The following is a 19,920-nucleotide window of genomic DNA, read 5'->3' on the forward strand; positions in this document are numbered from 1 at the left end:
CCACGCATGTGCGCAGGCGGGCTCGCTAGATAAAGTCGAACAGCGAGAGGCGGTTGACCTGCGTATAGGTTTGCTGGGCCGCCTGCAGCGCCACCTGCTGCTGGTTAAAGCGGCTGATGGCCTCGGCATAGTCGAGATCGCGAATCTGCGACACCGCACTTTCCAGATCCAGCAGGCGATCCTCGTTCAGGTCCATTTGCTGGTCGAAGGTCTTCAGCCGCCCACCCAACTCGGCGCGGATATCACTAAAATTGCCAAGCGCTGCGTCCAGGTCCGCCAGGGCGGTGTTGGTAGCCGATGCCAGGTCCGCACGCGCCGTGGAACCGCCTCCACTGTTTTCCAGCGCATTGATGATCCGATCCAGGCTCTCGAAGACGTTCACGTTTTCCGCGGGTCGGGATTCGATCGTGTCACCATCGGCGGGGGTACCAGAAATCACCACGGTACGCCCGGCGAATTCGATCGCGGCCCCGGGGACATACGGCTGATCTCCCAGACCATCGAACACCTCGCCTTCTCCATCCTCGATGGTGTAGGTGATCTCTCCGTCATCTTCACTAAAGACAATCTCGAAGGTCTCGTCGCGGTTCTCATTGAAGGCCGAACGATCGGAAACTTCAGCCTTCTCCAGCACCATGGTGCCGTTGTTCGTGGCGACCGAGGCCCCGACACGCCCGTCATTCTCGGGAATCTCCATGAACACCCGAGCCCCGTCCTCGCCCAGGCGAACCTTGCGCGTGGCGGATACCGCCACCTCGCGCACACTGCCCTCGCCGGACGCCCCGGAATAGCTCACCTCCCCATCCGCATCCTGATGGAACGGCTGGTCCTGGGACTTGGTGCCGGCAAACAGGTACTCGCCATTGGGGTCGCGCGTGTTCGCGATCTCGAACAACCCATCACGGATCTGGCGCAGCTCGCCCGCCAGATACTTGCGAGTCTCCTCGGTCTGGCTGTCGTTGTTGCCGGTGACCACCAGCTCGCGCGCACGTTGCAGGGCATCGGTGCCCTGCTGCAGCAGCGACTCCTGCTGCTGCATGCGTGGCTGGGTGTTCTCCATGTTGCGCTGGAACTGCTTGGTCGCCTTGATAATGCGTTCGAACTGGTTGATCTGGGTCGCGCCGCTCGGGTCGTCCGAAGGCGACAGGATGCGCTTGCCGGAGCCCAGCTGCAGCGAGGTGCGATTGAGCTCGCCCTGGCCCGCCTGGATCTGGTTGATCCCGCTCTGGAAGATCTGGGTTGTGGAGATACGCATCGGGGTTCCCTCGAATCACAAGTCGCCTAACGGCGGAACGCGCCCAGCAGGCTGTCGAACAGCGAGTTGCTGACCTGAATCACCTGGGCGGCGGCCTGATAGGCCTGCTGGTAGCGGATCAGGTCGGCGGCCTCTTCATCCAGATTCACGCCCGAGATCGACTCGCGCTGGGCCTTGGCCTGCTCCAGCTGGGCATTCGCAGAGTCCAGCGCCACATTGGCCTGTCGCGTGCGCGTCCCCACGTTCGCGATCAGGCTGTTGTAGGAATCACCAAAGCCGGGTACACGACGTTCGCCGTCTTCCGTCTGAACCGTGCGAGCCTCGGACAGATCAGCCATCTCGAGCATGTTGCGGTTGTCACCCGGACGGTCGCGGTCCAGCCCGATGGTCAATTGGTCATCCGGACCGGGCTCACCGCTGAGCGTGATCGACCAGCCATGCTCAGTCTCAATTGTGACCGCATCCCCACCATTCACTGCCCCCCGGCCAATCTCGTTGCCATCGGCGTCCTCGACCACGTATTCGTCAGTATCGCTATCGATAACGATAGTGGCCGCGCTGTCCAGCAAGGATGGATCAAACCCGTCGGCAACTTCGAGGGCATCTACCGTACCGCTCCAGTCATCCCCGTCGGCAACAGTCGCCTCTGGGAGAGCTGCAGCTGCGGCGATCCCGGCCGGGTCATCCAAGACGACTTCGAGGTCGCGCGCGCCATTGCGCGTGGGCTGGATCAGCCAGTTGTCGCCCTCCGTCGGGTTACCGGGATTATCGAGCTCGTTTACGTCGATGAGCATGCCGTCCGCCCGGAACACCCCATCGTCGATCTCGTCCATCTCCACCGCCCGATTGCCCGGCAGCCGCAGCAACTCGAAGTCGCCTTCGCTGTTTACACGGAGGCGGTAATCGGATGTGGTCAGCCGGTCAGCATCCTCGATCGCGACGCCCGGGACACCACTCTCGGCGTTACTGGAACGTCCCCATACTGCGGGTTCACCGATCCCGAAGATGTCGCCCCCGATCTGGCCATCGGCATCGAGACCCTGGGCGTTCTGCTCGTTGAAGGCCTGTCCCAACTGAGTGGCGATCTGACCCAGGGTGTTCTGCGCGGGGTCGATGACCGAGTCGCGAATCTCCAGCAGCCCCCCGAGCTCACCGCCCTGCAGGAAGCGAGTCACATTCGCTACCCCGCTGCCCGACTGAATACCGACCTCTAACTTGCCCGGGTCCCCGGAGAAGGATTCGGCCACCAGCGACTGACTGGTTCCGCCCAGCACGAGTGCCTGACCGTTCCCGACAAAGACATTCAACGCGCCGTCGTCCTGCTCGACCGTGGTGACGTCGATCTTCTCTGCCAGCTGGTTCAGCACGCGATCGCGCTGGTCCAGCAGGTCGTTCGGTGTGCCCTGGGTGCTCTTAGCGACGATCTCGCGGTTGAGTCCCGCCAGGGATTCGGCAAGCTGGTTGATCTCCTTGACGTTGGTCTCGATCTGCCCGTTCAGGATGCGCCGCTGCTCCTCCAAGCGCCCGTCGATGGACTTGAAGCGCTCGGCCAGCGACTCGGCCTCGGTTAGGAACACCGTCCGTGCTGCATTGGAGGTCGGATCATTGGCCACGTCGGAGGCGGCATCAAAAAACCCCTGCAGGACCGGCGCCAGGCCACTGGCCTCGTCCGCCAGCAGGTTATCAATCCGTCCGGCGAGATCCGCCTTCGCCTGGGCGTTGGACTGTTCGGAGATACTGGTGCGCAGCTGGGTGTTGACGAAGTCATCCGAGATGCGCCGGATGGCATCCACGCCGACTCCCTGGCCCTGGTAGGAGCCGCCGAGGAACTGCGGATTCAGATTGCCCAATTCCGTACGCTGGCGGCTGTAGCCCTCGGTCGCGGAGTTGGCGATGTTGTTGCTGGTCGTGCCGATCGCGCGCTGAAACGCCAGCAGCGCGGAGGTCCCAATACCGGAGACACTCATACCTCACCCCTCCCGGTCAGGCTCACCCAGCTGGATTTACGTGTCTGCGACATGGTCTACCCCTCGTTTCGGGTAACGGCCGGCTCGGCCAATGCTTGAGTCGGTTCGGGATTCACAAAGCCCGACAGCTGATCGCGTACCCGCAGCACCTTGTCCGCATAGGCGGGGTCGGTGGCGTAACCGGCGGCCTGCAGCTCACGGATGTACTGGACATCGTCGCCGGCCTGCAGGGCGCGGTGATAGCGCGGGTTGTTGCGGATGAAATCGACGTAGTCGGCGAAGGAATCCGCCGGGTCTGCGTACGCGCGAAAGCGTGCCTGCTCGCGCTGGGCCACCCCATCGCGGTACTCCAGAGTGCCCACGGCGACCTGATCCCCCTCCCAGCGAGAATCGGCCTTGATCCCGAACAGGTTGAAGCTCGGCTGGCCGTTGTCGCGCGAGGGCACGTGGCGTCCCCAGCCGGTCTCCAGGGCACTTTGTGCCAGCAGGATGCCGGGCTCCACACCCAGATCGGCGGCCGCTTCCCGTGCCAGGGGTTCCAGTGTCGCAACAAACTCGGACGGATCGCGTGGCGGCCAGTCGATCGCCAGCGGGCTCGGCGCACCGCCCAGGCGCCGGAATTCACCGGCTCCAGCTTCGGTGTCGCCCTGTGCAGGCCGCATGGGCGCGACGGGCTCGAGCTCGCGTTGTTCGTCGGACAGACGCCGGAAATCCAGGTCGCCCCGGCGTTGCGGGAGATCCAGGGCCGCCAGCCGCTCGGGATCCCGCAGACCCTGCCCATCCTGCGGCTGACTCTGCTGCGACAGCTGCTGCATCAGCACCTCGCGCAGCCCAATCCCGTCGCCCTGACTCATGGCCTTGGCGAATTCCTGATCCTGCATCTCGAGGTACATCTTGCTCTGCTCGTTGTCGAACAGTCCGTCGCCCAACGAGGCCTCGCGCATCTGCTTGAGCATCTGGCCAACCAGCATCGCCTCGAACTCGCGTGCTACCGCCTCCAGCGCCTCGTCCCCACCTCCCTGGGCGGCGCGCCCAAGGTCGCGCAGGCCGCTCGGGTCGCTGGCCAGCGCCGAGCGTGCCTGCATGGAGAGATCGTGGCCGGAGGAGATCATCAGATGACCACCAGCTCCGCGCGCAGGGCACCCGCCTCGCGCAGGGCCTCAAGGATGGCCACCAGATCACCCGGAGCCGCCCCCACGTTGTTCACCGCGCGCACGATCTCGTCCAGGGAGGTGCCGGGGTCGAACAGGAACATGGTGCTGTCATCCTGCTGGATGGCAATGTCCGTCTGCGGCTGCACCGCCGTCTCGCCCTCGGCAAAGGGCTGCGGCTGCACCACCTGCGGGGCCTCACTGATGGTGACGGTCAGGCTGCCATGAGACACCGCCGCCGGGGTCACCTGCACGCTCGAGCCGATCACCACGGTCCCGGTGCGCGAGTTCACAATCACCCGTGCCGGGGGCGCGCCTCGCTCGATGGGCAGGTTCTCCAGCTCGGCGACAAAACCCACGCGCTGATCCGGGTTCTGGGGCGCGCGCACACGCACCGAGGAGCCGTCCAGCGCATGGGCCACGCCAGGTCCAAACGTGTCGTTGACGGTCTCCACCAGCCGGTTGGCCGTTGTGAAGTCCGGACGGTTCAGGTTCAGGGTCACGTGGTCGCCCTGGGCAAAGGCGGTCGGCACCTCGCGTTCCACCGTCGCGCCATTCGGGATACGCCCGACACTTGGGACGTTCACGGTGATCCGTGACCCATCCTGTCCCTCGGCCCCGAAGCCGCCCACAATCAGGTTGCCCTGGGCAATGCTGTAGGTCTGACCGTCCGCACCCTTCATCGGCGTCATTAGCAGGGTCCCGCCCCTCAGGCTGGTCGCGTTCCCCATCGAGGAGACGGTCACGTCGATGCGCTGACCGGGCTTGGAGAACGGGGGCAGATCGGCTGTGACCATGACGGCCGCGACATTACGCAGCTGTGGGTTGCCGGCCTCGGGGGTCAGCCCCAGCTGGCCGAGCATGTTGTTCAGGCTCTGGATGGTGAACGGGGTCTGCGTGGTCTGGTCGCCCGTACCGTCCAGGCCCACGACCAGGCCATAGCCCACCAGCTGGTTTTCGCGCACGCCGAAGACACTGGCCACGTCCTTGACCCGTTCGGTGTAGGTGCGTTCCTGCATCGCCGCCTGCTGCTGGATCGCTGTCTGGGCCTGCGCGCCGGCGATTCCGCCCAGCAGTAGCCCCATGGCGACCATCAGACCGAGCAGCACGCGCCCTGCGATGCGGCGCATGCTGCGCTGATGCGACTTGTACCCTGTTCGTTGCATCTCGGATCTCCCGCTCAGAACGGCCACCAAGGGCTATTGAAGAAGCGGGTGATCCACCCGGGCGTGTTGCTGTCGGCCAACACACCCGTGCCGCCGTAGTAGACCCGCGCATTGGCCACCTGCGTCGACAGGACGGTGTTGTTGGTCGTCACGTCCACCGGGCGCACGATGCCGCGAAAGCGCACGTATTCCTCGCCCTGGTTGATGCCCAGCCACTTCTCGCCCTGTACCACGAGATTGCCGTTCGGCAGTACCTCGGCGACGGTCACGGTGATCTCGCCATCCAGCTGGTTACTCTGCGACGAGTCGCCGGAGCCATCGAAGTCACGGCTGCTGGTATTGCTGGCACCGAACAACGGACGGCCACGGTGGGTCGCCTCGCCGCCGAACGCCTGCAGATTGCCGAGATCCAGGTTCGAATCCTTTTGCGTAGAGGTCGAGGCGGACTTCTGCGCCTGGGTGCTCTCGGCCAGGATCACGGTCAGGATGTCGCCCACCTGGCGTGCCTTGTAGTCCTCGAACAGGCCCTGAGACTGCGAGACCTGGTAGATGCCGCCATTGTTCTGGGCCTGCGGCACCGGTTGCGGCGGCATCACGGGGTTGTAGTCCGGGTTGTCCCCGGGCATCGTCGGCTGGGTCGCGGCGCAGGCGGACAGCACCACCACAGCCGCCAGGCCCAGGATCGGTCGCATCAGGGTCTCAAGCCGGTTCATCGCGCTACCCGATCGTCTGGTTGACGAACTGCAGCGACTGGTCGGCCGCGGAGATCGCCTTGGAGTTGACCTCGTAGGCGCGCTGGGTCTCGATCATGTTCACCAGCTCCTCGGCGATGTTCACGTTCGAGGTCTCCAGCGAGCCCTGTACCAGGGTGCCGGTACCGTTCAGCCCGGGCTGGGCCTGCTGGGCGACGCCGGAGGCCGCAGTCTCCTGGAACAGGTTCTCGCCCATCGCCTGCAGACCCGCCGGATTCACGAAGTCCGCCAGCTGGATGTTCCCCAGCTCCACCGGTTCGGCCTGCCCCGGGATCTGCGCGGTCACGGTCCCATCCTTGCCGATCGCCAGCGACTGGGTATCTGGCGGCACGAACAGGCCCGGCTGCAGCGGATAGCCGTTCGACATCACCACCTCGCCATCGGCATTGAGCTGGAAGCTGCCGTCCCGTGTGTAACCAATGTCCCCATTGGGCATCAGGACCTGGAAGAAACCCCGCCCTTCGATCGCGACATCCAGCGAGTTGTCGGTCTGCTGCAGGTTACCCTGGGTAAACATCTTCTCGGTGGACACGGCGCGCACACCGGTACCGATCTGCAGCCCCGAGGGCAGTTGCTGATCCTGGGTGGCCTGGGCGCCCGGCTGGCGTACGGTCTGGTAGATCAGATCCTCGAACACCGCACGGTCCTTCTTGAAGCCGGTGGTATTCACGTTGGCCAGGTTGTTCGAGACCGTCGACATGCGCGTGTGCTGCGCGTCGAGGCCGGTCTTGGCAATCCACAGTGCCTGGTTCATGGTGCTCTCCTGTCAGTCCTGCAATGGGGGCCGCGTCAGCCGAGGCCCAGCAGCCGGTTGCTGCTTTGTTCCAGCGTGTTGGCGCTGTCCATCATCTTTACCTGCATCTCGAAGTGGCGAGACAGCTCGATCATCCGGGTCAGCGCCTCGACGGTATTCACGTTGCTGCCCTCGAGCATGCCCGAGACCACCCGCACCTCGGCATCCGGCGGCGCCTCGCCGCCGTCGGCCATGCGGAACAGGCCGTCATCGCCGCGCTCCAGTTCATTCACGTCCGGGTTCACCAGGCGGATACGCTCGATCGCGGCCAGGGCCTCCGGCCCCACTCCCTGCGGGCGCACGCTGATCGTGCCGTCCGTGCCGATCTCGATCTTCTCCGACGGCGGGATCGCGATCGGGCCGCCATCCCCCAGGACCTGGTGCCCCTGTGCGGTGCGCAAGAGCCCGAACGCATCCACATGCAGGGAACCCGCCCGGGTGTAGCCTTCCTCGCCGTCCGGGCCCTGCACCGCGATAAAACCCTGGTCCTCGATCGCGATGTCCAGATCGCGACCGGTGCTTTGCATCTGGCCCTTGGAGAAGTCCGTGCCGTCGGTGCCCAGCTGTGCGTAGTCGCGCGAATCGAATACCGGACCCCGCACGGGGACGGTGTTCGCGTTGGCCAGTGCCTGGCGAAAGCCGTCGGTATTGGCATTCGCCAGGTTGTGGTTGTTGACCGACTGCGCGTGCATGGTCTCCTTCGCGCCGGACATCGCGATGTAGAGGAATCGATCCATGCCTGTGCCCTCGTGTCCCTGTCCCTGACCTAGCGGATGTTGATGATGGTCTGGGTGACCTGGTCGGCCGTGGAGATCGTCTGCGCGTTCGCCTGGAAGTTGCGTTGCGCGGTGATCAGATTCACCAGCTCCTGGGCAATATCGACGTTCGAGGCCTCCAGAGCGCCGGCCTGGATCTCGCCCAGGTTGCTTGTGCCCGGAGCACCCAACGTGCGATCGCCAGCAGCAAACGTCTCGGCCCAAAGGTTATTGCCCAGTTGCTCAAGCCCCTGAGGGTTATTGAATCTCGCCATCGCCACCTGCCCCAGCACAGCGGACTGGCCATTTGTGAAGCGCGCGAACACGGCTCCACTGGAGTCGATATCCACACCGGTCAGTCGACCCGAGGCAAATCCGTTCTGTCCCAGGTCGTTGACCGAAAAATCACCTCCGTACTGCGTCGTGCCGGCGAAATCGACCGCGATCGACAGGTCATCCGCACCATTACTCAGGCCTTCGAAATTGAAGATTTCTTCCGAATCACTCGTCAACTGACCGCTACCATCAAACACAAGGGGGAATGGATCCGGATTATCGTCAGCATCGAGGATTTCCAGATATCGCGGATCTCCTTGATCGTCCACGCCGTCCGACACTCGGACGTATGAGTTCCACTCACCGTCGGCGGTCTTTACGAAATAGATCTGGGCGTCGCGCGCCGCTCCCAGAGAGTCATAAACGGTCAGTGAAGTGGAATAGTTGTAGCTGTCCGGATCATCAAAATCGAAGGCATCCGGATCCAGGATTGGAGCATCCGACTGGAGATTGACCAGGGCCTCGATGTCGCTGGTGGCCTGCGGCGCAGAAGCCCCGGTCTGCAGACGGATATCGTCTGCCGCAGAACCGAACCCCGTATCGGTGCTACCCGGATCATCTGGCTCGAACCCTTGCAGCCTCTGTCCCTGGTTATTCACCAGATAGCCATCTCGGTCGACCTGGAATTCCCCAGCACGCGTGTAGTAATTGCCGCCTTGGTCGCTGACCATGAAGAAACCCTCGCCATCGATCGCGAGGTCCAGGCCGTTTTCCGTGAACTCGGTGCGTCCCTGGGTAAACTGCTGAGTCACCGCCATCAGGCGAGAGCCACCACCGGTAGCCGTCTGGCTGACGCCACCAAAACTCTGCGCAAAGACATCACCAAACTCGGCGCGCGATCGCTTGAAGCCCGTGGTGCCGGCATTCGAGACGTTGTTGCCGGTGGTCTGCAGATCGGCCTGCGCCGAGTTCAGTCCGCTCAATCCGATATTGAAGGGCATACTGGTCTACCTCCGTTAGAGTCCGTCAGCTGCTGATGCGCCGGACATCCGAGAAATTGATCTCGCCCAGGCCACGGACCATCAGGCCCAGGCTGGAATCGTCACCTACCGAAACGCTCTCGACGCGGGCGTCGAGGAACACATCCACTGCTTCATTGCCGGAACCGCTCTGGGCCGAGGCCCGGAATTCATATACGCCCGGGGCCGCAGGCGTCCCGTCATCGCGCAGACCGTCCCAGGTGAATTCCTGCAGCCCCTCACTGGCCGAACCCAGATTCATGCTTCGGATGCGTTCACCCGTGGGGCTGTACACCTCGACCTGCAACTGCCCGGTCGACTGATCCAGATCCACGGCGCCGCGCACCGTGCCATCCGCACCCAACTCGCTGAAGTCGGTTGGGACAAGGACGTCCTTACCCACCAGGGAGGCCGCTTGCAGGGTCTGGCTCTGGCCCATGGACTGAGCGAGTTTCTCGAAGGACTTCGAAAGCTCTTCGATCCCCGTGACGGTCGAGAACTGAGCCATCTGACCGATAAACTCCCCGTTTTCCATCGGTTCAAACGGGTCCTGATTCTGCAGCTGGGTAGTCATCAGCTTCAGGAAATCGTCCTGACCCAGGCGATCCGTCTCCTTGTCGTCCTGCTTGGGACGTGACAGGCCCAAGCGGTCCAGCATTTCGGGTGATATCTGAGTCATGGGAGGCTCCGGTTTAGCCCTGGCCGATCTGCAGCGTTCGCTGCAACAGCTGGCGCGAGGTCTCCATCACCTCGACGTTCGCTTCGTAGTTGCGCGAGGCCGACATCATGTTGGCCATCTCCTCCACCACGCTGATCGCGGGACGGAAGATGTAGCCGTCTTCGTTGGCCTGCGGATGGTTTGGTTCGTAGTGCGCCTGTGGCGGCGCGCGCGACTCATCAATTCCCGCCACCCGCACGCCATTGGAGGCGCCGTTCGGATCGGCCTGGTTCATCACGGTCTGAAACAGCACCTGCTTCGCCCGGTAGGCCTCGTCGGGGTTGGTCGCCACGGTGTTGGCGTTGGCCAGATTCGACGCGACCGTATTCAGCCGCACCGACTGCGCGGTCAGCGCGGAGGCCGAGGTGTTGAACAGATTAAACAGATCACTCACGACATCACTCTCCTGTTCCCAGCGTTGGCGCTCGCATTAGCGCTCGCCCCGCAGAGCATCACGGATGCCGGAAACCCGGCGGTTCAGGAACTCGAGGCTGCTCTGGTACTGCAGGGAATTCTCGGCAAAGGCAGCCCGCTCCAGCTGCGGGTCCACCGTGTTGCCATCCAGAGACGGCTGCGACGGCACACGATAAAGCGTCTCCATCGACCCGTTGGCACCACCCGCCCCGCCGGCGCCGATATGGCCCTGATGTGTGCTCGCCATCGGCATGTTGCCGCCCTCGCCGGCCGCCGCCTGCAGCACCGAGCGAAAGTCGATATCGCGCGCTTTGTAATTCGGCGTATCGGCATTCGCGATATTCGAGGCCAGCAGCTCCATCCGCTTCGCACGGACGTTCACCGCCTCCGGGAGAATGCCCATCGCCTTGTCGAGAGAGAGACTCATCCGTCGTACCCCGTCCGCCACTGGCGAACTTCAGGTTCCTCGGGACGAAACCGCTTCGCCCCGTATGACAGGGACAAAGCAATTGGTGTGCCACTATGGGCCGAAAGAGGCTGGGAGAGCAGCGCCGAGGGTGGCGCCCGGATCGCGGGAGCGACCGTATGGAAAGGCGGAAAGGGCCGATCAGCCCTTCAGGCGAAGGACGGAGCCGTACTCGGTGCGAACGGTTTCGAAGGCCTGGGTGTAAGGACCCGCTGTCTCGGAAGCGCCAAGAAACAGATAGCCACCGGGATTCATCTGGCGGGCAATTCCGTCAAGAACCTGTCGCTTGGTCTCGGCGGAGAAATAGATCAGCACGTTGCGACAGAACACGATGTCGAACTTGCCCAGCGCCGCATAGCTGTCGATCAGGTTGAGCTTCTGGAAACGGCAGCGGCGCTGGATCTCCGGGCGTACGCGATGGCCCTCCGCCACGGTCTCGAAGAAGCGGGCGCGCCTCGCCTCGCTCAGGCCACGGACGATGCTCAGCCCGTCGTACACCGCGCGCCGGGCATCGTCCAGAATCTTCTCCGAGAGATCCGTACCCAGGATCGATACCGGCACCACACGCTTGGGCCGCGATTCCTCCCACTCGGACGCCACCATCGAGATGCTGTAGGCCTCCTGTCCGCTGGAGCAGCCGGACGACCAGACCTTGATCCCTGCGCCTTTCTCCGCCCGTTCCGGGAGCAGTACATGGCGCAGGATCTCGAACGGGAAGCCATCGCGAAACCAGGAGGTTTCGTTCGTGGTCATCGCGTCGATCACACGCGTGCGCAGGCGCGGGTTGGGTGCCTGGCGCATTGCGTGCAGCAGCTCCGGCACACTCTTGTAGCCGAACTCGTCCAGCAGCCGCGACAGTCGGCTCGACACGAGATACTGACGACTGTCGCCCAGCACCAGGCCACAGCACTCGGAAAGAAAACGCGAGAACTCCTCGTAGTCACGCGAGTCGATCACGAAGTCATCCTTGAAAGTCGACGGTACGGGCGGACGGGCACGTTGATGACGAATCCTTGACAGCGTGTCGGAAAACCCGACTGGGGAACACGCGATCCCCCATGCCGGACGGATGCAGTATACGTGCAACCGCGCGGACGCCGACAGCATCCCAACGGGTGATCGATGCGGCGCGCCATGGCCGCTGATGTTCATGCGGCCGGCAATCCGTTACCGCTTCCATGCCGCCAGGGTCGACTCGGTCGACTAACGCAAACGGCGCAGGCACCGGCATCAGTCCTTGCGGGTCTGGTCAAGCACAGCCTCGGCCAGCTCGTCGGGGTTGAACTTGGACAGGAAGGCGTCGGCCCCGGCACGCTTGACCATATCCGTATTGAACTCCCCACTCAGTGACGAGTGCAGCAGAACCCGGAGGCCTTTCAGGCGATCGTTCGCACGAATTCGAGCGGTGAGGGTATAGCCGTCCATGCGCGGCATCTCGATATCCGAAATCACCAGCTCCACCACCTCGTCCACGGTGCCGGCCTCGGCCTGCTCCTCCAGGAAATCCAGCGCCTCGCGACCATCCTTGAAGACCACGTACTCCCAGCCCAGGCCCTTGATCGCACCCTCGATCTGCTTGCGCGCGACCACGGAGTCATCAACGATCACAATCTTGCGCTGTCCATGCTTGGCGCGTTCTTCCTCGGCCTCCGCGCGCACCGCGTCGGATACCGTGGATGGCAACGGGTTGACGATCGACAGTACCCGTTCGACGTCAATGATCTCGACCAGCTTGTGGTCGATCTCGGTGACCGCCACCAGAAACGACTCGCGCCCGGTCCCACGAGGCGGGGACTTCACGTCTTCCCAGTTAACGTTGACGATCCGGTCGACCGCGGACACCCAGAACCCCTGTACCGACCGGTTGAACTCGGTCACCACCACCTTGTGGTCGCCCGTTTCGCCCACGGCGGTACGCAGCCCCATCGCGCGCGCCAGATCGATGATGGGGACGGTTCCGCCACGCAGGGTAGCCACACCACGCACCACACTCAGCGATCCGGGAATCTGCCGCAGCGGCGGCGACGGGATCACCTCGCGCACCTTGAATACGTTGATACCGAAAGTCTGCGAGCTCCCCAAATGAAACAGGAGCAGCTCCATACGGTTCTGCCCCACCAGCTGGGTGCGCTGATTCACATCGTCAATGAATTGACTCATTGTCCTGCTCTCCCCCTCGCCCAGCGGCCAGCCACCTCGACTCGCCGGCCCCAGTGTGCACCCCGCAGACCGACGCTGTCATGCCACAAACCGCCGTCGCATGCCGATTGCACGCGTTCTAGACCCGATAACGGCCGGCCGCTGTGACTCTTGAGGGTACGCTCCTGATTGCCTGGCATGTTTTCTGCTTGCACGTCTCTGCAAACCTCTCGAGTCCTGACAAGCCGACGCGCATCCAGACCAATGAACCAGTCAGCACGCAAACCTTCCATTCGCTCCTGGTGGCTTTCGGCCGCCATGGGCGTCGTTCTGGCCCTGGTCTCCATTGCGGCACAGGCCGAGATCGAGGCAGTGGAAAACATCCGCCTGGCGGCGGAGCGCTTCATCCAGGAGGAGTTGAACCTCACACCAGGCGACGAAGCGGTAGAGATTCAGATCGGCCGGCTGGACAACCGCCTGCGCCTGGCCCGATGCAGCGAGGCACTGGAGACCCGGTTCCCGCCCGGCGGGCGACGCGATGGCAATACGGCGGTACAGGTTCAGTGCGAGACCCCCGTCAGCTGGTCGATCTATGTGCCAGTCACGGTCGAGCGCTACGCCGAGGTGCTGGTCGCCAGCCGCAGCCTGCGACGCCAGCACACGATCCTCCCCGGCGATCTGCGCACCAAGCGAATTCAGACCTCTCGCCATGCGGGGAGCTATTTCGAGAACAAGGGCGAACTGGTGGGGCTGCAGACCCGGCGCAACATCCGGCCCGGTCAGATCCTGGGCCAGCAGCACGTCACCCAGCGCGAGGTGGTCAGCCGCGGCCAGCGCGTCACCATCCTGGCCGAGAACGGCTCGGTGGTGATCCGCATGCAGGGCGAGGCGCTGGAGAATGGCATCCTGGGCGATCGCATCCGCGTGAAGAACACCTCGTCCGGACGCGTCGTGGAAGGCGAGGTGCTCGAGTCCGGACATGTACGCGTTGCCCTGTAGAATGGCGGTGTGTCTCGTCACCATCCACAAACTGTGAAGCGAATCGAAAATTCACAGCTCAAGGGGCTACAGTTTCAGCCGGTGCTGCCGCTAACCCCTGCAGTAGAATTGCAAAAACAGGAAACCGAATAATGGATATCAAAGGCCCGAACTCCCCCGGCCTGCGCCCGGATGGCAACAGCTCGAGCGTGAAGGGCCGCGATGAGACCTCTCGCCCCGACGCAGGCGCCCAGGGCAATGCATCCTCACCCGTACGTCAGGATGACTCTGTCACCCTGACCGGCGCGGCGCAGGCAATGAACGCCGCCTCCGGGGCCGCCAGCAACGCCCCGTTCGACGAGGCGCGAGTCGCCGAGCTGCGCGAGGCCATCTCCAACGGTCAGTACCCGGTAGACAACGAACAGCTAGCCGATCGCATGATCGAGCTGGAAAGCCTGTTGCGCTAACAGAGACCCGACGATGTCGCCCGAACAACGCCACGCCTTCCTCCGCTCGCTGGAGGCCTCGATTCGGCTGAGCCACCAGATGGAGGACATCCTGCTGCAGGAGACCCGGGCGGTGGAATCACGGGCCGCCGAGACCCTGCGCGAAGTCGTGGCCCAGAAGCAGACGCTACTGCAGGAACTCGAAACCGAAAGCCGGCGACAGCGCGAGACGATCGAGGCCGCCGGCGAAACGTATACGCCCGAGGGACTTGCACGGCTGTTCGGTCGGCTCGAGGGAGGCGCCGAGCTGGACGACCACTGGCAGGCGCTACGCCGCTCGGTGGAGCGCTGCAATACCCTCAACCAGGGGAATGCCCGACTGATCGATCGCGACCGTCGTCGCGTGGAGATGTCCATCCAGATCCTGCGCGGCGAGGAACCCGGCCCGGCTCCCACCTACGACCCCTACGGCCGCACCCAGTCCGGCAGCCGTACCGGTCGGCGCATCACCCGCGCATGACCCGCGCGCGCTCTGCGCGACACCTCTCCGCCCTTCTCCGCCTCACACCCGGGGCTGGCATTCCGGACCGCTCGGCAGTACCGTGCGGCTTGGCCCAATAATTACAACAACGCCACGCATGGAAGAGACCGACTACATCGTCGACAAGCCGGAGCGGATTGCCGGCATCCTCAAGGATCTGGATCACAAGCTCACCCTCGTCAACGTCCGCCTCGACGACGATGGCCCGCTGTACAACTCCGCGCTGGTTCGCCTTGATTCCGGTGCACGCGAGCTCTTCCTCGACGAACTCACGCCCATCGAAGCGAATCGCCACGCCCAGGAAGGCACTGGCATGCGGGTATTCGCCAGCCTGCGCGGGGTGGCCGTACGCTTCTCCACCGCCGTCTCGCGCATCGAACGCGAGGACGCCGGGGCCCTTTACGTCTGCCCCTATCCCGAGACCCTGGAATATCTCCAGCGACGCGAGACCTTTCGCGTCCATATCCCGATCAGCGAGCGCCCGCGCGTCGAATTGCAGTACCGCGAATGGGAAGAGCCCGGTATCGGGGACCTGGCCGATCTTTCGGCCCAGGGGATGTGCGTGGAGGTACCACAAGACTGGGTCGAAACAATCGAGATCGGGACCCCGATGCGTTTCGAGAACCTGCTACTGCCCGAAGTTGGCGAACGCCTGGGCGGCGACCTGCGTCTGGCCAATCGCCGTCGCAGCCCGCGCGACGGATACGTGTATGCCGGCTTCCAGGTCACCGGCATGAACCAGTGGCTGGAGCGGCAGTTCAACATCGCCCTGCTGCACTATCAGCGCGAGGCGCGCCGGCGTTCGATGGAGTAACAGACGAGGCCAGTCTCTTCCCTCACTCCAGACACAAAAAAGGCCGCTCGATGCGGCCTCTTTTTTCACCTGAAGAATATCCTTCAAGTCGTTGAACTTGGTCGGGACGGCAGGATTTGAACCTGCGACCCTCTGCACCCCATGCAGATGCGCTACCAGACTGCGCTACGCCCCGAAGCCGCGAATCATATCCGATTCCCTGCCCCCACGAAAGGACCCGGACCAGAAGACCTCTCAGGCGCGCAATACACGCAACACCGATTCCAGCTCCGAGATCGTATCCTGGATGATCTGGCGTGCCTGCTGGCGATCACCCTTGGCCTCGTCGCCAGACAGCTTCTGTCGCGCGCCATTGATCGTATAGCCCTCTTCGTACAGCAGGGCCCGAATCTGGCGGATCAGGATCACGTCCTGGCGCTGGTAGTAGCGCCGATTGCCCCGCCGCTTGACCGGCTCGAGCATCGGGAACTCCTGTTCCCAGTAGCGCAGCACGTGAGGTTTCACCTGACACAGCTCGGCGACCTCGCCAATGGTGAAGTAGCGCTTGCCCGGGATCGCGGGCAGTTCCTGGTGGTTACTCGCTTCCAGCATAGCTTTCGACCCTCTCGCGCAGCTTCTGCCCCGGGCGGAAGGTGACGACGCGCCGCGCCGAGACCGGGATTTCCTCGCCGGTCTTCGGATTGCGCCCGGGCCGCTGGTTCTTGTCGCGAAGGATGAAGTTGCCGAAGCCGGAGAGCTTCACGCCCTCGCCCTCTTCCAGCGACTGGCGCATCTCCTCGAAGAACATCTCGACGAATTCCTTGGCCTCACGCTTGTTCAGGCCCAGTTCTTCGTTCAGCGTGGCGGCAAGATCCGCCTTCGTCACTGCTGCCATGGAATCACTGCCTCAGGGTTGCCTGGAAGCGAGCGTGCAGATGCTCGACGACCTTGTCGGTGACGCTTGCCACGTCCTGTTCGCCTAGGGTGCGATCAAAAGCCCGCAAAATCAAGCCCAAAGCGAGGCTCTTCTCGTCCGGATTCAAGCCCTTGCCCTGGTAGACATCAAACAGCCGGACATCCTGCACCAGCTCCAGCCCCAGTTCTTCGATCGCGTTCAGCACATCACCGGCCGGAACGGTCGCCTGCACCACCAGGGCAAGATCACGCCGGATCGACGGATATGGCGACAGCGGCGCGAACTGGGCGACCGGTGCGCGCAGGATCGCCCGCGCATCGAGATCGAACAGATACACCGGCTCGACATCGAACTGCCTGCAAAGCGCCGGGTGCAGACGCCCGACCCAACCGATGGGGCGATCACCCGCCATAATCCGCGCGGACTGCCCGTCGTGGAGCGCAGGATGTTTCTCCGAGCGAAAGCCCAGCGGCGCCTCCACGGAGGCACAAAGTGCCTCGACGACACCCTTGGCATCAAAGAAGTCGACGCGGCGCGACGCGGCCTCCCAGTGCTCCGGCTGCGCCCGCCCGCCCAGCAGGCCCGCGAGACGCGGCTCCTGGCGCAGGCCGGAGGCATCCGGCACAAATCGCAGGCCATGCTCGAACAGGCGCAGGTCCGGCTGCTGGCGCGCCTGGTTATAGGCCGCCGTGGCGACCAGACCGGGCCACAGGCCGGGGCGCATTACCGCCAAGTCACTGGAGATCGGGTTGGCCAGGCCCAGCGGCTCCACCGTCGGATAGAAAGACCGCGAGGCCTCGGCATCGATGAAGCTGAAACTGATGACCTCGTGAAACCCCTGACTCGCCAACTGATCGCGCAGACCACGCAAGGCCGGTGGCCGCTCGGCCGGCGCCACCGGGGACGGCAGGCGCTGCGGCAGACGGTCGTAGCCATGCACCCGCGCCAGCTCTTCGATCAGGTCCTCCTCGCGCTCCATATCGAAGCGGGCACGCGGGGCCCGGACTTGCCAGCCGTCATCCGAGGAAGCGACCTGGCAACCCAGGGCGCCCAGGATGCGCTCGACCTCTTCATCCGCGAACGTCGTCCCCAGCAGCCGTTCGATGCGGGGCCGGCGCAGTCGAATCGCTTGGGCGAAATGAGACGACGGCAGCTCGCCGACACGCTCCACCGGCCCGCACTGCCCGCCACAGATCTCCAGCAACAGACGCGTAGCACGCTCCATGGCCCGCTCGACCAGGGTCGGATCCACACCACGTTCAAAGCGATGCGAGGCATCGGTGTGCAGGCCATGGGCCCGCGCGCGCCCGGCCAGTGCCAGCGGGGCAAAGTGGGCACACTCGAGCACCACCCGCGTCGTGTCGTCATCCACGGCGCTGTTGGCGCCGCCCATGATCCCCGCCAGCGCCACCGCAGTGGTGGCCGAGGCGATTACCAGGTCCTGCTCGGCGAGCTCGACTTTCTGGTCCCCGCCCAGCAGGGTCAGCGCCTCGCCGGAGCGCGCCCAGCGCACCTCGATGGTGTCACCCAAACGGCCCGCGTCGAACGCATGCAGGGGCTGCCCGAGTTCCAGCATCACGTAGTTCGTGACATCCACGATTGCGCTGAGCGGACGCACCCCGGCCCGCCGCAGGCGCTCGGTCATCCACAAAGGCGTGGACGCACGCGCATCCAGACCGTCGAGCACGCGCGCCGCGTACAGCGGGCAGGCCTCGGTATCCTCGACCTGGATCGCAACACGTGCGTCCAGTTCCGCCCCGGCCGGCTCGGCCACGTTCTCGTTCAGCGGCCGATCGAGCAGCGCCGAGCATTCACGGGCAATCCCCCGCATCCCGAGACAGTCGGCGCGGTTCGGGGTCAGGTCCACCTCCAGGATGTGATCATCCAGGCCCAGTGCCGCGCGCAGATCCGCGCCGATCTTGAGGTCCGCGGGCAGTGCGAGCAGGCCCTCGGCGTCCTCCGCAAGGCCCAGTTCGCGTGCCGAACACAGCATGCCCGCGGAGGCGACGCCTCGCAGCTTGGACTTCTTGATCTTGAAGTTGTCGGGCAGCACCGCGCCAACCACGGCGACCGGCGCCACCATGCCCTCGTGCACATTGGGCGCGCCGCAGACGATGGTCAGCGGTTCGGCCTCCCCAACATCGACCTGGCAGACACGCAGGCGATCGGCATCCGGATGCGGCTCCACCTTCGCCACCCGGCCCACGCGCACACCACTGAACGCGGGTGCCGCCGCCTCGATCGCGTCCAGCTCCAGCCCCGCCATGGTCAGGCGGTGGCCCAGCTCCTCGGGGGTCTCGTCGATCTGCAGCCAGTCCCGCAGCCACTGAATACTGATGCGCATTAGCCGGTCCGTCCGAATTGGCGAATGAATCGGATGTCGTTGTCGAAGAACAGGCGCAGGTCATTCACGCCGTGGCGCAGCATCGCCATCCGCTCGACCCCGAGGCCGAAGGCAAAGCCGGTGTACTGTTCCGGGTCGATGCCCACATGGCCCAGCACGTTCGGATGCACCATGCCGCAGCCCATCACCTCCAGCCAGCCGGTATGACTGCAAACCCGGCAGCCATCGCCACCGCAGTGCACGCACTGGATATCGACCTCGGCCGAGGGCTCGGTGAACGGGAAATACGACGGACGAAAGCGCGTGGCCAGGTCGTCGCGGTCGAAGAAGCTCTGCAGGAACGCGCTCAAGACGCCACGCAGATCCGCAAAGGTGATGTCCTCGTCCACGCAGAGCCCCTCCACCTGGTGGAACATCGGGCTGTGTGTCAGATCGGAGTCACAGCGATAGACCCGCCCCGGCGCAATGACGCGCAGCGGCGGCTTCTGCTGTTCCATGGTGCGGATCTGCACCGGCGAGGTATGGGTGCGCAGGACGCGGTGGGCGTCGAAGTAGAACGTGTCGTGCATCGCCCGCGCGGGGTGATGTTCGGGGATGTTCAGCGCCTCGAAGTTGTGGAAGTCGTCCTCGACCTCGGGCCCTTCGGCCACGCGGAACCCCAACCCGGCGAAGAATGCCTCGATGCGCTCCAGGGTGTGCGTGATCGGGTGCAGCGAGCCCTCGGGCAGACGACGCCCCGGCAGGGTCACGTCGACCTGCTCGCTGGCCAGCTGTTCGGCCAGGGCGCTGTCCGCCAGGGCCTGCTTGCGAGCCTCGATCAGGCCGGCAACCTCGGTCTTGGCCTCGTTGACCTTCTGGCCGGCGGCCGGGCGTTCCTCCGCCGGCAGCTTGCCGAGCTCCTTCAGCTGGGCGGTAATCGAGCCCTTCTTGCCCAGGTAGTGCACCCGGACATCATCCAGCGCCTTCAGGTCAGTGGCCGCCTCGATGCGGTCGCGGGCCTCGGCGACGAGCTGTTGCAGTTGCTCCACGTG

21 protein-coding genes and 1 tRNA gene are annotated in these 19,920 nt (G+C 64.3%); 4 read left to right on the forward strand and 18 right to left on the reverse strand.

Annotation, left to right across the window (positions count from 1 at the left end; translation table 11 throughout):
- Nucleotides 1-25: 25 nt before the first annotated feature.
- The 13 genes from flgL to G015_RS0104120 form a co-directional block, all read right to left on the reverse strand.
- Nucleotides 26-1,255 (reverse strand): flagellar hook-associated protein FlgL, encoded by a 1,230-nt coding sequence (gene flgL, locus G015_RS0104060; protein WP_020146200.1) that lies wholly within the window; start codon nt 1,253-1,255, stop codon nt 26-28.
- A 26-nt stretch (nt 1,256-1,281) separates the two neighbouring features.
- Nucleotides 1,282-3,222 carry a flagellar hook-associated protein FlgK gene (gene flgK, locus G015_RS0104065; RefSeq protein ID WP_020146201.1) on the reverse strand — a complete coding sequence of 647 codons (1,941 nt, stop codon included), beginning with the start codon at nt 3,220-3,222 and terminating at the stop codon, nt 1,282-1,284.
- A 56-nt stretch (nt 3,223-3,278) separates the two neighbouring features.
- Nucleotides 3,279-4,334 carry a flagellar assembly peptidoglycan hydrolase FlgJ gene (flgJ, locus tag G015_RS0104070; protein ID WP_020146202.1) on the reverse strand — a complete coding sequence of 352 codons (1,056 nt, stop codon included), beginning with the start codon at nt 4,332-4,334 and terminating at the stop codon, nt 3,279-3,281.
- Nucleotides 4,334-5,467, reverse strand: a complete 1,134-nt coding sequence (locus tag G015_RS0104075; protein WP_369773933.1) for a flagellar basal body P-ring protein FlgI — start codon at nt 5,465-5,467, stop codon at nt 4,334-4,336. Before G015_RS0104075 ends, flgJ begins: the two co-directional genes overlap by 1 nt.
- An 86-nt stretch (nt 5,468-5,553) precedes the next feature.
- Nucleotides 5,554-6,252 (reverse strand): flagellar basal body L-ring protein FlgH, encoded by a 699-nt coding sequence (gene flgH, locus G015_RS0104080; protein WP_020146204.1) that lies wholly within the window; start codon nt 6,250-6,252, stop codon nt 5,554-5,556.
- Between the two features lie 4 nt (nt 6,253-6,256).
- On the reverse strand, nt 6,257-7,045 hold the full coding sequence (flgG, locus tag G015_RS0104085) for a flagellar basal-body rod protein FlgG (RefSeq protein WP_018139142.1): 789 nt from the start codon (nt 7,043-7,045) through the stop codon (nt 6,257-6,259).
- 35 nt (nt 7,046-7,080) lie between these two features.
- Nucleotides 7,081-7,821, reverse strand: a complete 741-nt coding sequence (gene flgF / locus G015_RS0104090) for a flagellar basal-body rod protein FlgF (protein ID WP_018139143.1) — start codon at nt 7,819-7,821, stop codon at nt 7,081-7,083.
- A gap of 29 nt (nt 7,822-7,850) precedes the next feature.
- Complete coding sequence (gene flgE, locus G015_RS0104095) at nt 7,851-9,116, reverse strand: flagellar hook protein FlgE (RefSeq protein WP_020146205.1); 1,266 nt, start codon at nt 9,114-9,116, stop codon at nt 7,851-7,853.
- Between the two features lie 25 nt (nt 9,117-9,141).
- Nucleotides 9,142-9,813, reverse strand: coding sequence for a flagellar hook assembly protein FlgD (locus G015_RS0104100; RefSeq protein WP_028490885.1), 672 nt, complete (start codon nt 9,811-9,813; stop codon nt 9,142-9,144).
- 13 nt (nt 9,814-9,826) lie between these two features.
- Complete coding sequence (gene flgC / locus G015_RS0104105; protein WP_018139146.1) at nt 9,827-10,246, reverse strand: flagellar basal body rod protein FlgC; 420 nt, start codon at nt 10,244-10,246, stop codon at nt 9,827-9,829.
- 36 nt (nt 10,247-10,282) lie between these two features.
- Nucleotides 10,283-10,693, reverse strand: coding sequence for a flagellar basal body rod protein FlgB (gene flgB, locus G015_RS0104110; protein WP_012982336.1), 411 nt, complete (start codon nt 10,691-10,693; stop codon nt 10,283-10,285).
- A gap of 180 nt (nt 10,694-10,873) precedes the next feature.
- On the reverse strand, nt 10,874-11,689 hold the full coding sequence (locus G015_RS0104115) for a protein-glutamate O-methyltransferase CheR (RefSeq protein ID WP_018139147.1): 816 nt from the start codon (nt 11,687-11,689) through the stop codon (nt 10,874-10,876).
- 273 nt (nt 11,690-11,962) lie between these two features.
- Nucleotides 11,963-12,892 (reverse strand): chemotaxis protein, encoded by a 930-nt coding sequence (locus G015_RS0104120; protein ID WP_020146207.1) that lies wholly within the window; start codon nt 12,890-12,892, stop codon nt 11,963-11,965.
- Between the two features lie 243 nt (nt 12,893-13,135).
- Here G015_RS0104120 and flgA point away from each other — a divergent pair, with 243 nt between their 5' ends.
- The 4 genes from flgA to G015_RS0104140 all read left to right on the forward strand — a co-directional run bounded on the left by flgA (nt 13,136) and on the right by G015_RS0104140 (nt 15,650).
- Nucleotides 13,136-13,870: a flagellar basal body P-ring formation chaperone FlgA gene (gene flgA, locus G015_RS0104125; RefSeq protein WP_018139149.1), complete on the forward strand. Its 735-nt coding sequence runs from the start codon at nt 13,136-13,138 to the stop codon at nt 13,868-13,870.
- A 131-nt stretch (nt 13,871-14,001) separates the two neighbouring features.
- The gene (gene flgM / locus G015_RS0104130; RefSeq protein WP_018139150.1) at nt 14,002-14,316 is read left to right on the forward strand and encodes a flagellar biosynthesis anti-sigma factor FlgM; all 315 of its coding nucleotides are present in this window, start codon (nt 14,002-14,004) and stop codon (nt 14,314-14,316) included.
- Nucleotides 14,317-14,329: 13 nt separating this feature from the next.
- Nucleotides 14,330-14,815 carry a flagella synthesis protein FlgN gene (locus tag G015_RS0104135; RefSeq protein WP_018139151.1) on the forward strand — a complete coding sequence of 162 codons (486 nt, stop codon included), beginning with the start codon at nt 14,330-14,332 and terminating at the stop codon, nt 14,813-14,815.
- A gap of 118 nt (nt 14,816-14,933) precedes the next feature.
- Nucleotides 14,934-15,650 carry a flagellar brake protein gene (locus G015_RS0104140; protein WP_020146208.1) on the forward strand — a complete coding sequence of 239 codons (717 nt, stop codon included), beginning with the start codon at nt 14,934-14,936 and terminating at the stop codon, nt 15,648-15,650.
- A gap of 98 nt (nt 15,651-15,748) precedes the next feature.
- Here G015_RS0104140 and G015_RS0104145 read toward each other — a convergent pair.
- The 5 genes from G015_RS0104145 to pheS form a co-directional block, all read right to left on the reverse strand.
- Nucleotides 15,749-15,825: transfer RNA gene (locus tag G015_RS0104145), tRNA-Pro, on the reverse strand.
- Between the two features lie 59 nt (nt 15,826-15,884).
- Complete coding sequence (locus G015_RS0104150; RefSeq protein WP_012982329.1) at nt 15,885-16,241, reverse strand: MerR family transcriptional regulator; 357 nt, start codon at nt 16,239-16,241, stop codon at nt 15,885-15,887.
- Nucleotides 16,225-16,524: an integration host factor subunit alpha gene (locus G015_RS0104155; protein WP_018139153.1), complete on the reverse strand. Its 300-nt coding sequence runs from the start codon at nt 16,522-16,524 to the stop codon at nt 16,225-16,227. The genes G015_RS0104150 and G015_RS0104155 overlap by 17 nt, the downstream gene beginning before the upstream one ends.
- Nucleotides 16,525-16,528: 4 nt before the next feature.
- A complete protein-coding gene (gene pheT, locus G015_RS0104160) occupies nt 16,529-18,889 on the reverse strand; it encodes a phenylalanine--tRNA ligase subunit beta (RefSeq protein WP_020146209.1) in 2,361 nt (786 codons plus the stop codon).
- Complete coding sequence (pheS, locus tag G015_RS0104165; RefSeq protein ID WP_020146210.1) at nt 18,889-19,917, reverse strand: phenylalanine--tRNA ligase subunit alpha; 1,029 nt, start codon at nt 19,915-19,917, stop codon at nt 18,889-18,891. Before pheS ends, pheT begins: the two co-directional genes overlap by 1 nt.
- Nucleotides 19,918-19,920 lie beyond the last annotated feature (3 nt).

Source organism: Thioalkalivibrio sp. ALJ15 (genome assembly GCF_000383695.1).
GTDB lineage: Bacteria > Pseudomonadota > Gammaproteobacteria > Ectothiorhodospirales > Ectothiorhodospiraceae > Thioalkalivibrio.

Excerpts from the sequence above, each read along its gene's own strand:
- flgL (WP_020146200.1), bottom strand. The coding sequence starts at position 1,255 with ATGCGTATCTCCACAACCCAGATCTTCCAGAGCGGGATCAACCAGATC.
- flgK (WP_020146201.1), bottom strand. The coding sequence starts at position 3,222 with ATGAGTGTCTCCGGTATTGGGACCTCCGCGCTGCTGGCGTTTCAGCGC.
- flgJ (WP_020146202.1), bottom strand. The coding sequence starts at position 4,334 with ATGATCTCCTCCGGCCACGATCTCTCCATGCAGGCACGCTCGGCGCTG.
- G015_RS0104075 (WP_369773933.1), bottom strand. The coding sequence starts at position 5,467 with ATGGTCGCCATGGGGCTACTGCTGGGCGGAATCGCCGGCGCGCAGGCC.
- flgH (WP_020146204.1), bottom strand. The coding sequence starts at position 6,252 with ATGAACCGGCTTGAGACCCTGATGCGACCGATCCTGGGCCTGGCGGCT.
- flgG (WP_018139142.1), bottom strand. The coding sequence starts at position 7,045 with ATGAACCAGGCACTGTGGATTGCCAAGACCGGCCTCGACGCGCAGCAC.
- flgF (WP_018139143.1), bottom strand. The coding sequence starts at position 7,821 with ATGGATCGATTCCTCTACATCGCGATGTCCGGCGCGAAGGAGACCATG.
- flgE (WP_020146205.1), bottom strand. The coding sequence starts at position 9,116 with ATGCCCTTCAATATCGGATTGAGCGGACTGAACTCGGCGCAGGCCGAT.
- G015_RS0104100 (WP_028490885.1), bottom strand. The coding sequence starts at position 9,813 with ATGACTCAGATATCACCCGAAATGCTGGACCGCTTGGGCCTGTCACGT.
- flgB (WP_012982336.1), bottom strand. The coding sequence starts at position 10,693 with ATGAGTCTCTCTCTCGACAAGGCGATGGGCATTCTCCCGGAGGCGGTG.
- G015_RS0104120 (WP_020146207.1), bottom strand. The coding sequence starts at position 12,892 with ATGAGTCAATTCATTGACGATGTGAATCAGCGCACCCAGCTGGTGGGG.
- flgA (WP_018139149.1), top strand. The coding sequence starts at position 13,136 with ATGAACCAGTCAGCACGCAAACCTTCCATTCGCTCCTGGTGGCTTTCG.
- flgM (WP_018139150.1), top strand. The coding sequence starts at position 14,002 with ATGGATATCAAAGGCCCGAACTCCCCCGGCCTGCGCCCGGATGGCAAC.
- G015_RS0104135 (WP_018139151.1), top strand. The coding sequence starts at position 14,330 with ATGTCGCCCGAACAACGCCACGCCTTCCTCCGCTCGCTGGAGGCCTCG.
- G015_RS0104140 (WP_020146208.1), top strand. The coding sequence starts at position 14,934 with ATGGAAGAGACCGACTACATCGTCGACAAGCCGGAGCGGATTGCCGGC.
- G015_RS0104150 (WP_012982329.1), bottom strand. The coding sequence starts at position 16,241 with ATGCTGGAAGCGAGTAACCACCAGGAACTGCCCGCGATCCCGGGCAAG.
- G015_RS0104155 (WP_018139153.1), bottom strand. The coding sequence starts at position 16,524 with ATGGCAGCAGTGACGAAGGCGGATCTTGCCGCCACGCTGAACGAAGAA.
- pheT (WP_020146209.1), bottom strand. The coding sequence starts at position 18,889 with ATGCGCATCAGTATTCAGTGGCTGCGGGACTGGCTGCAGATCGACGAG.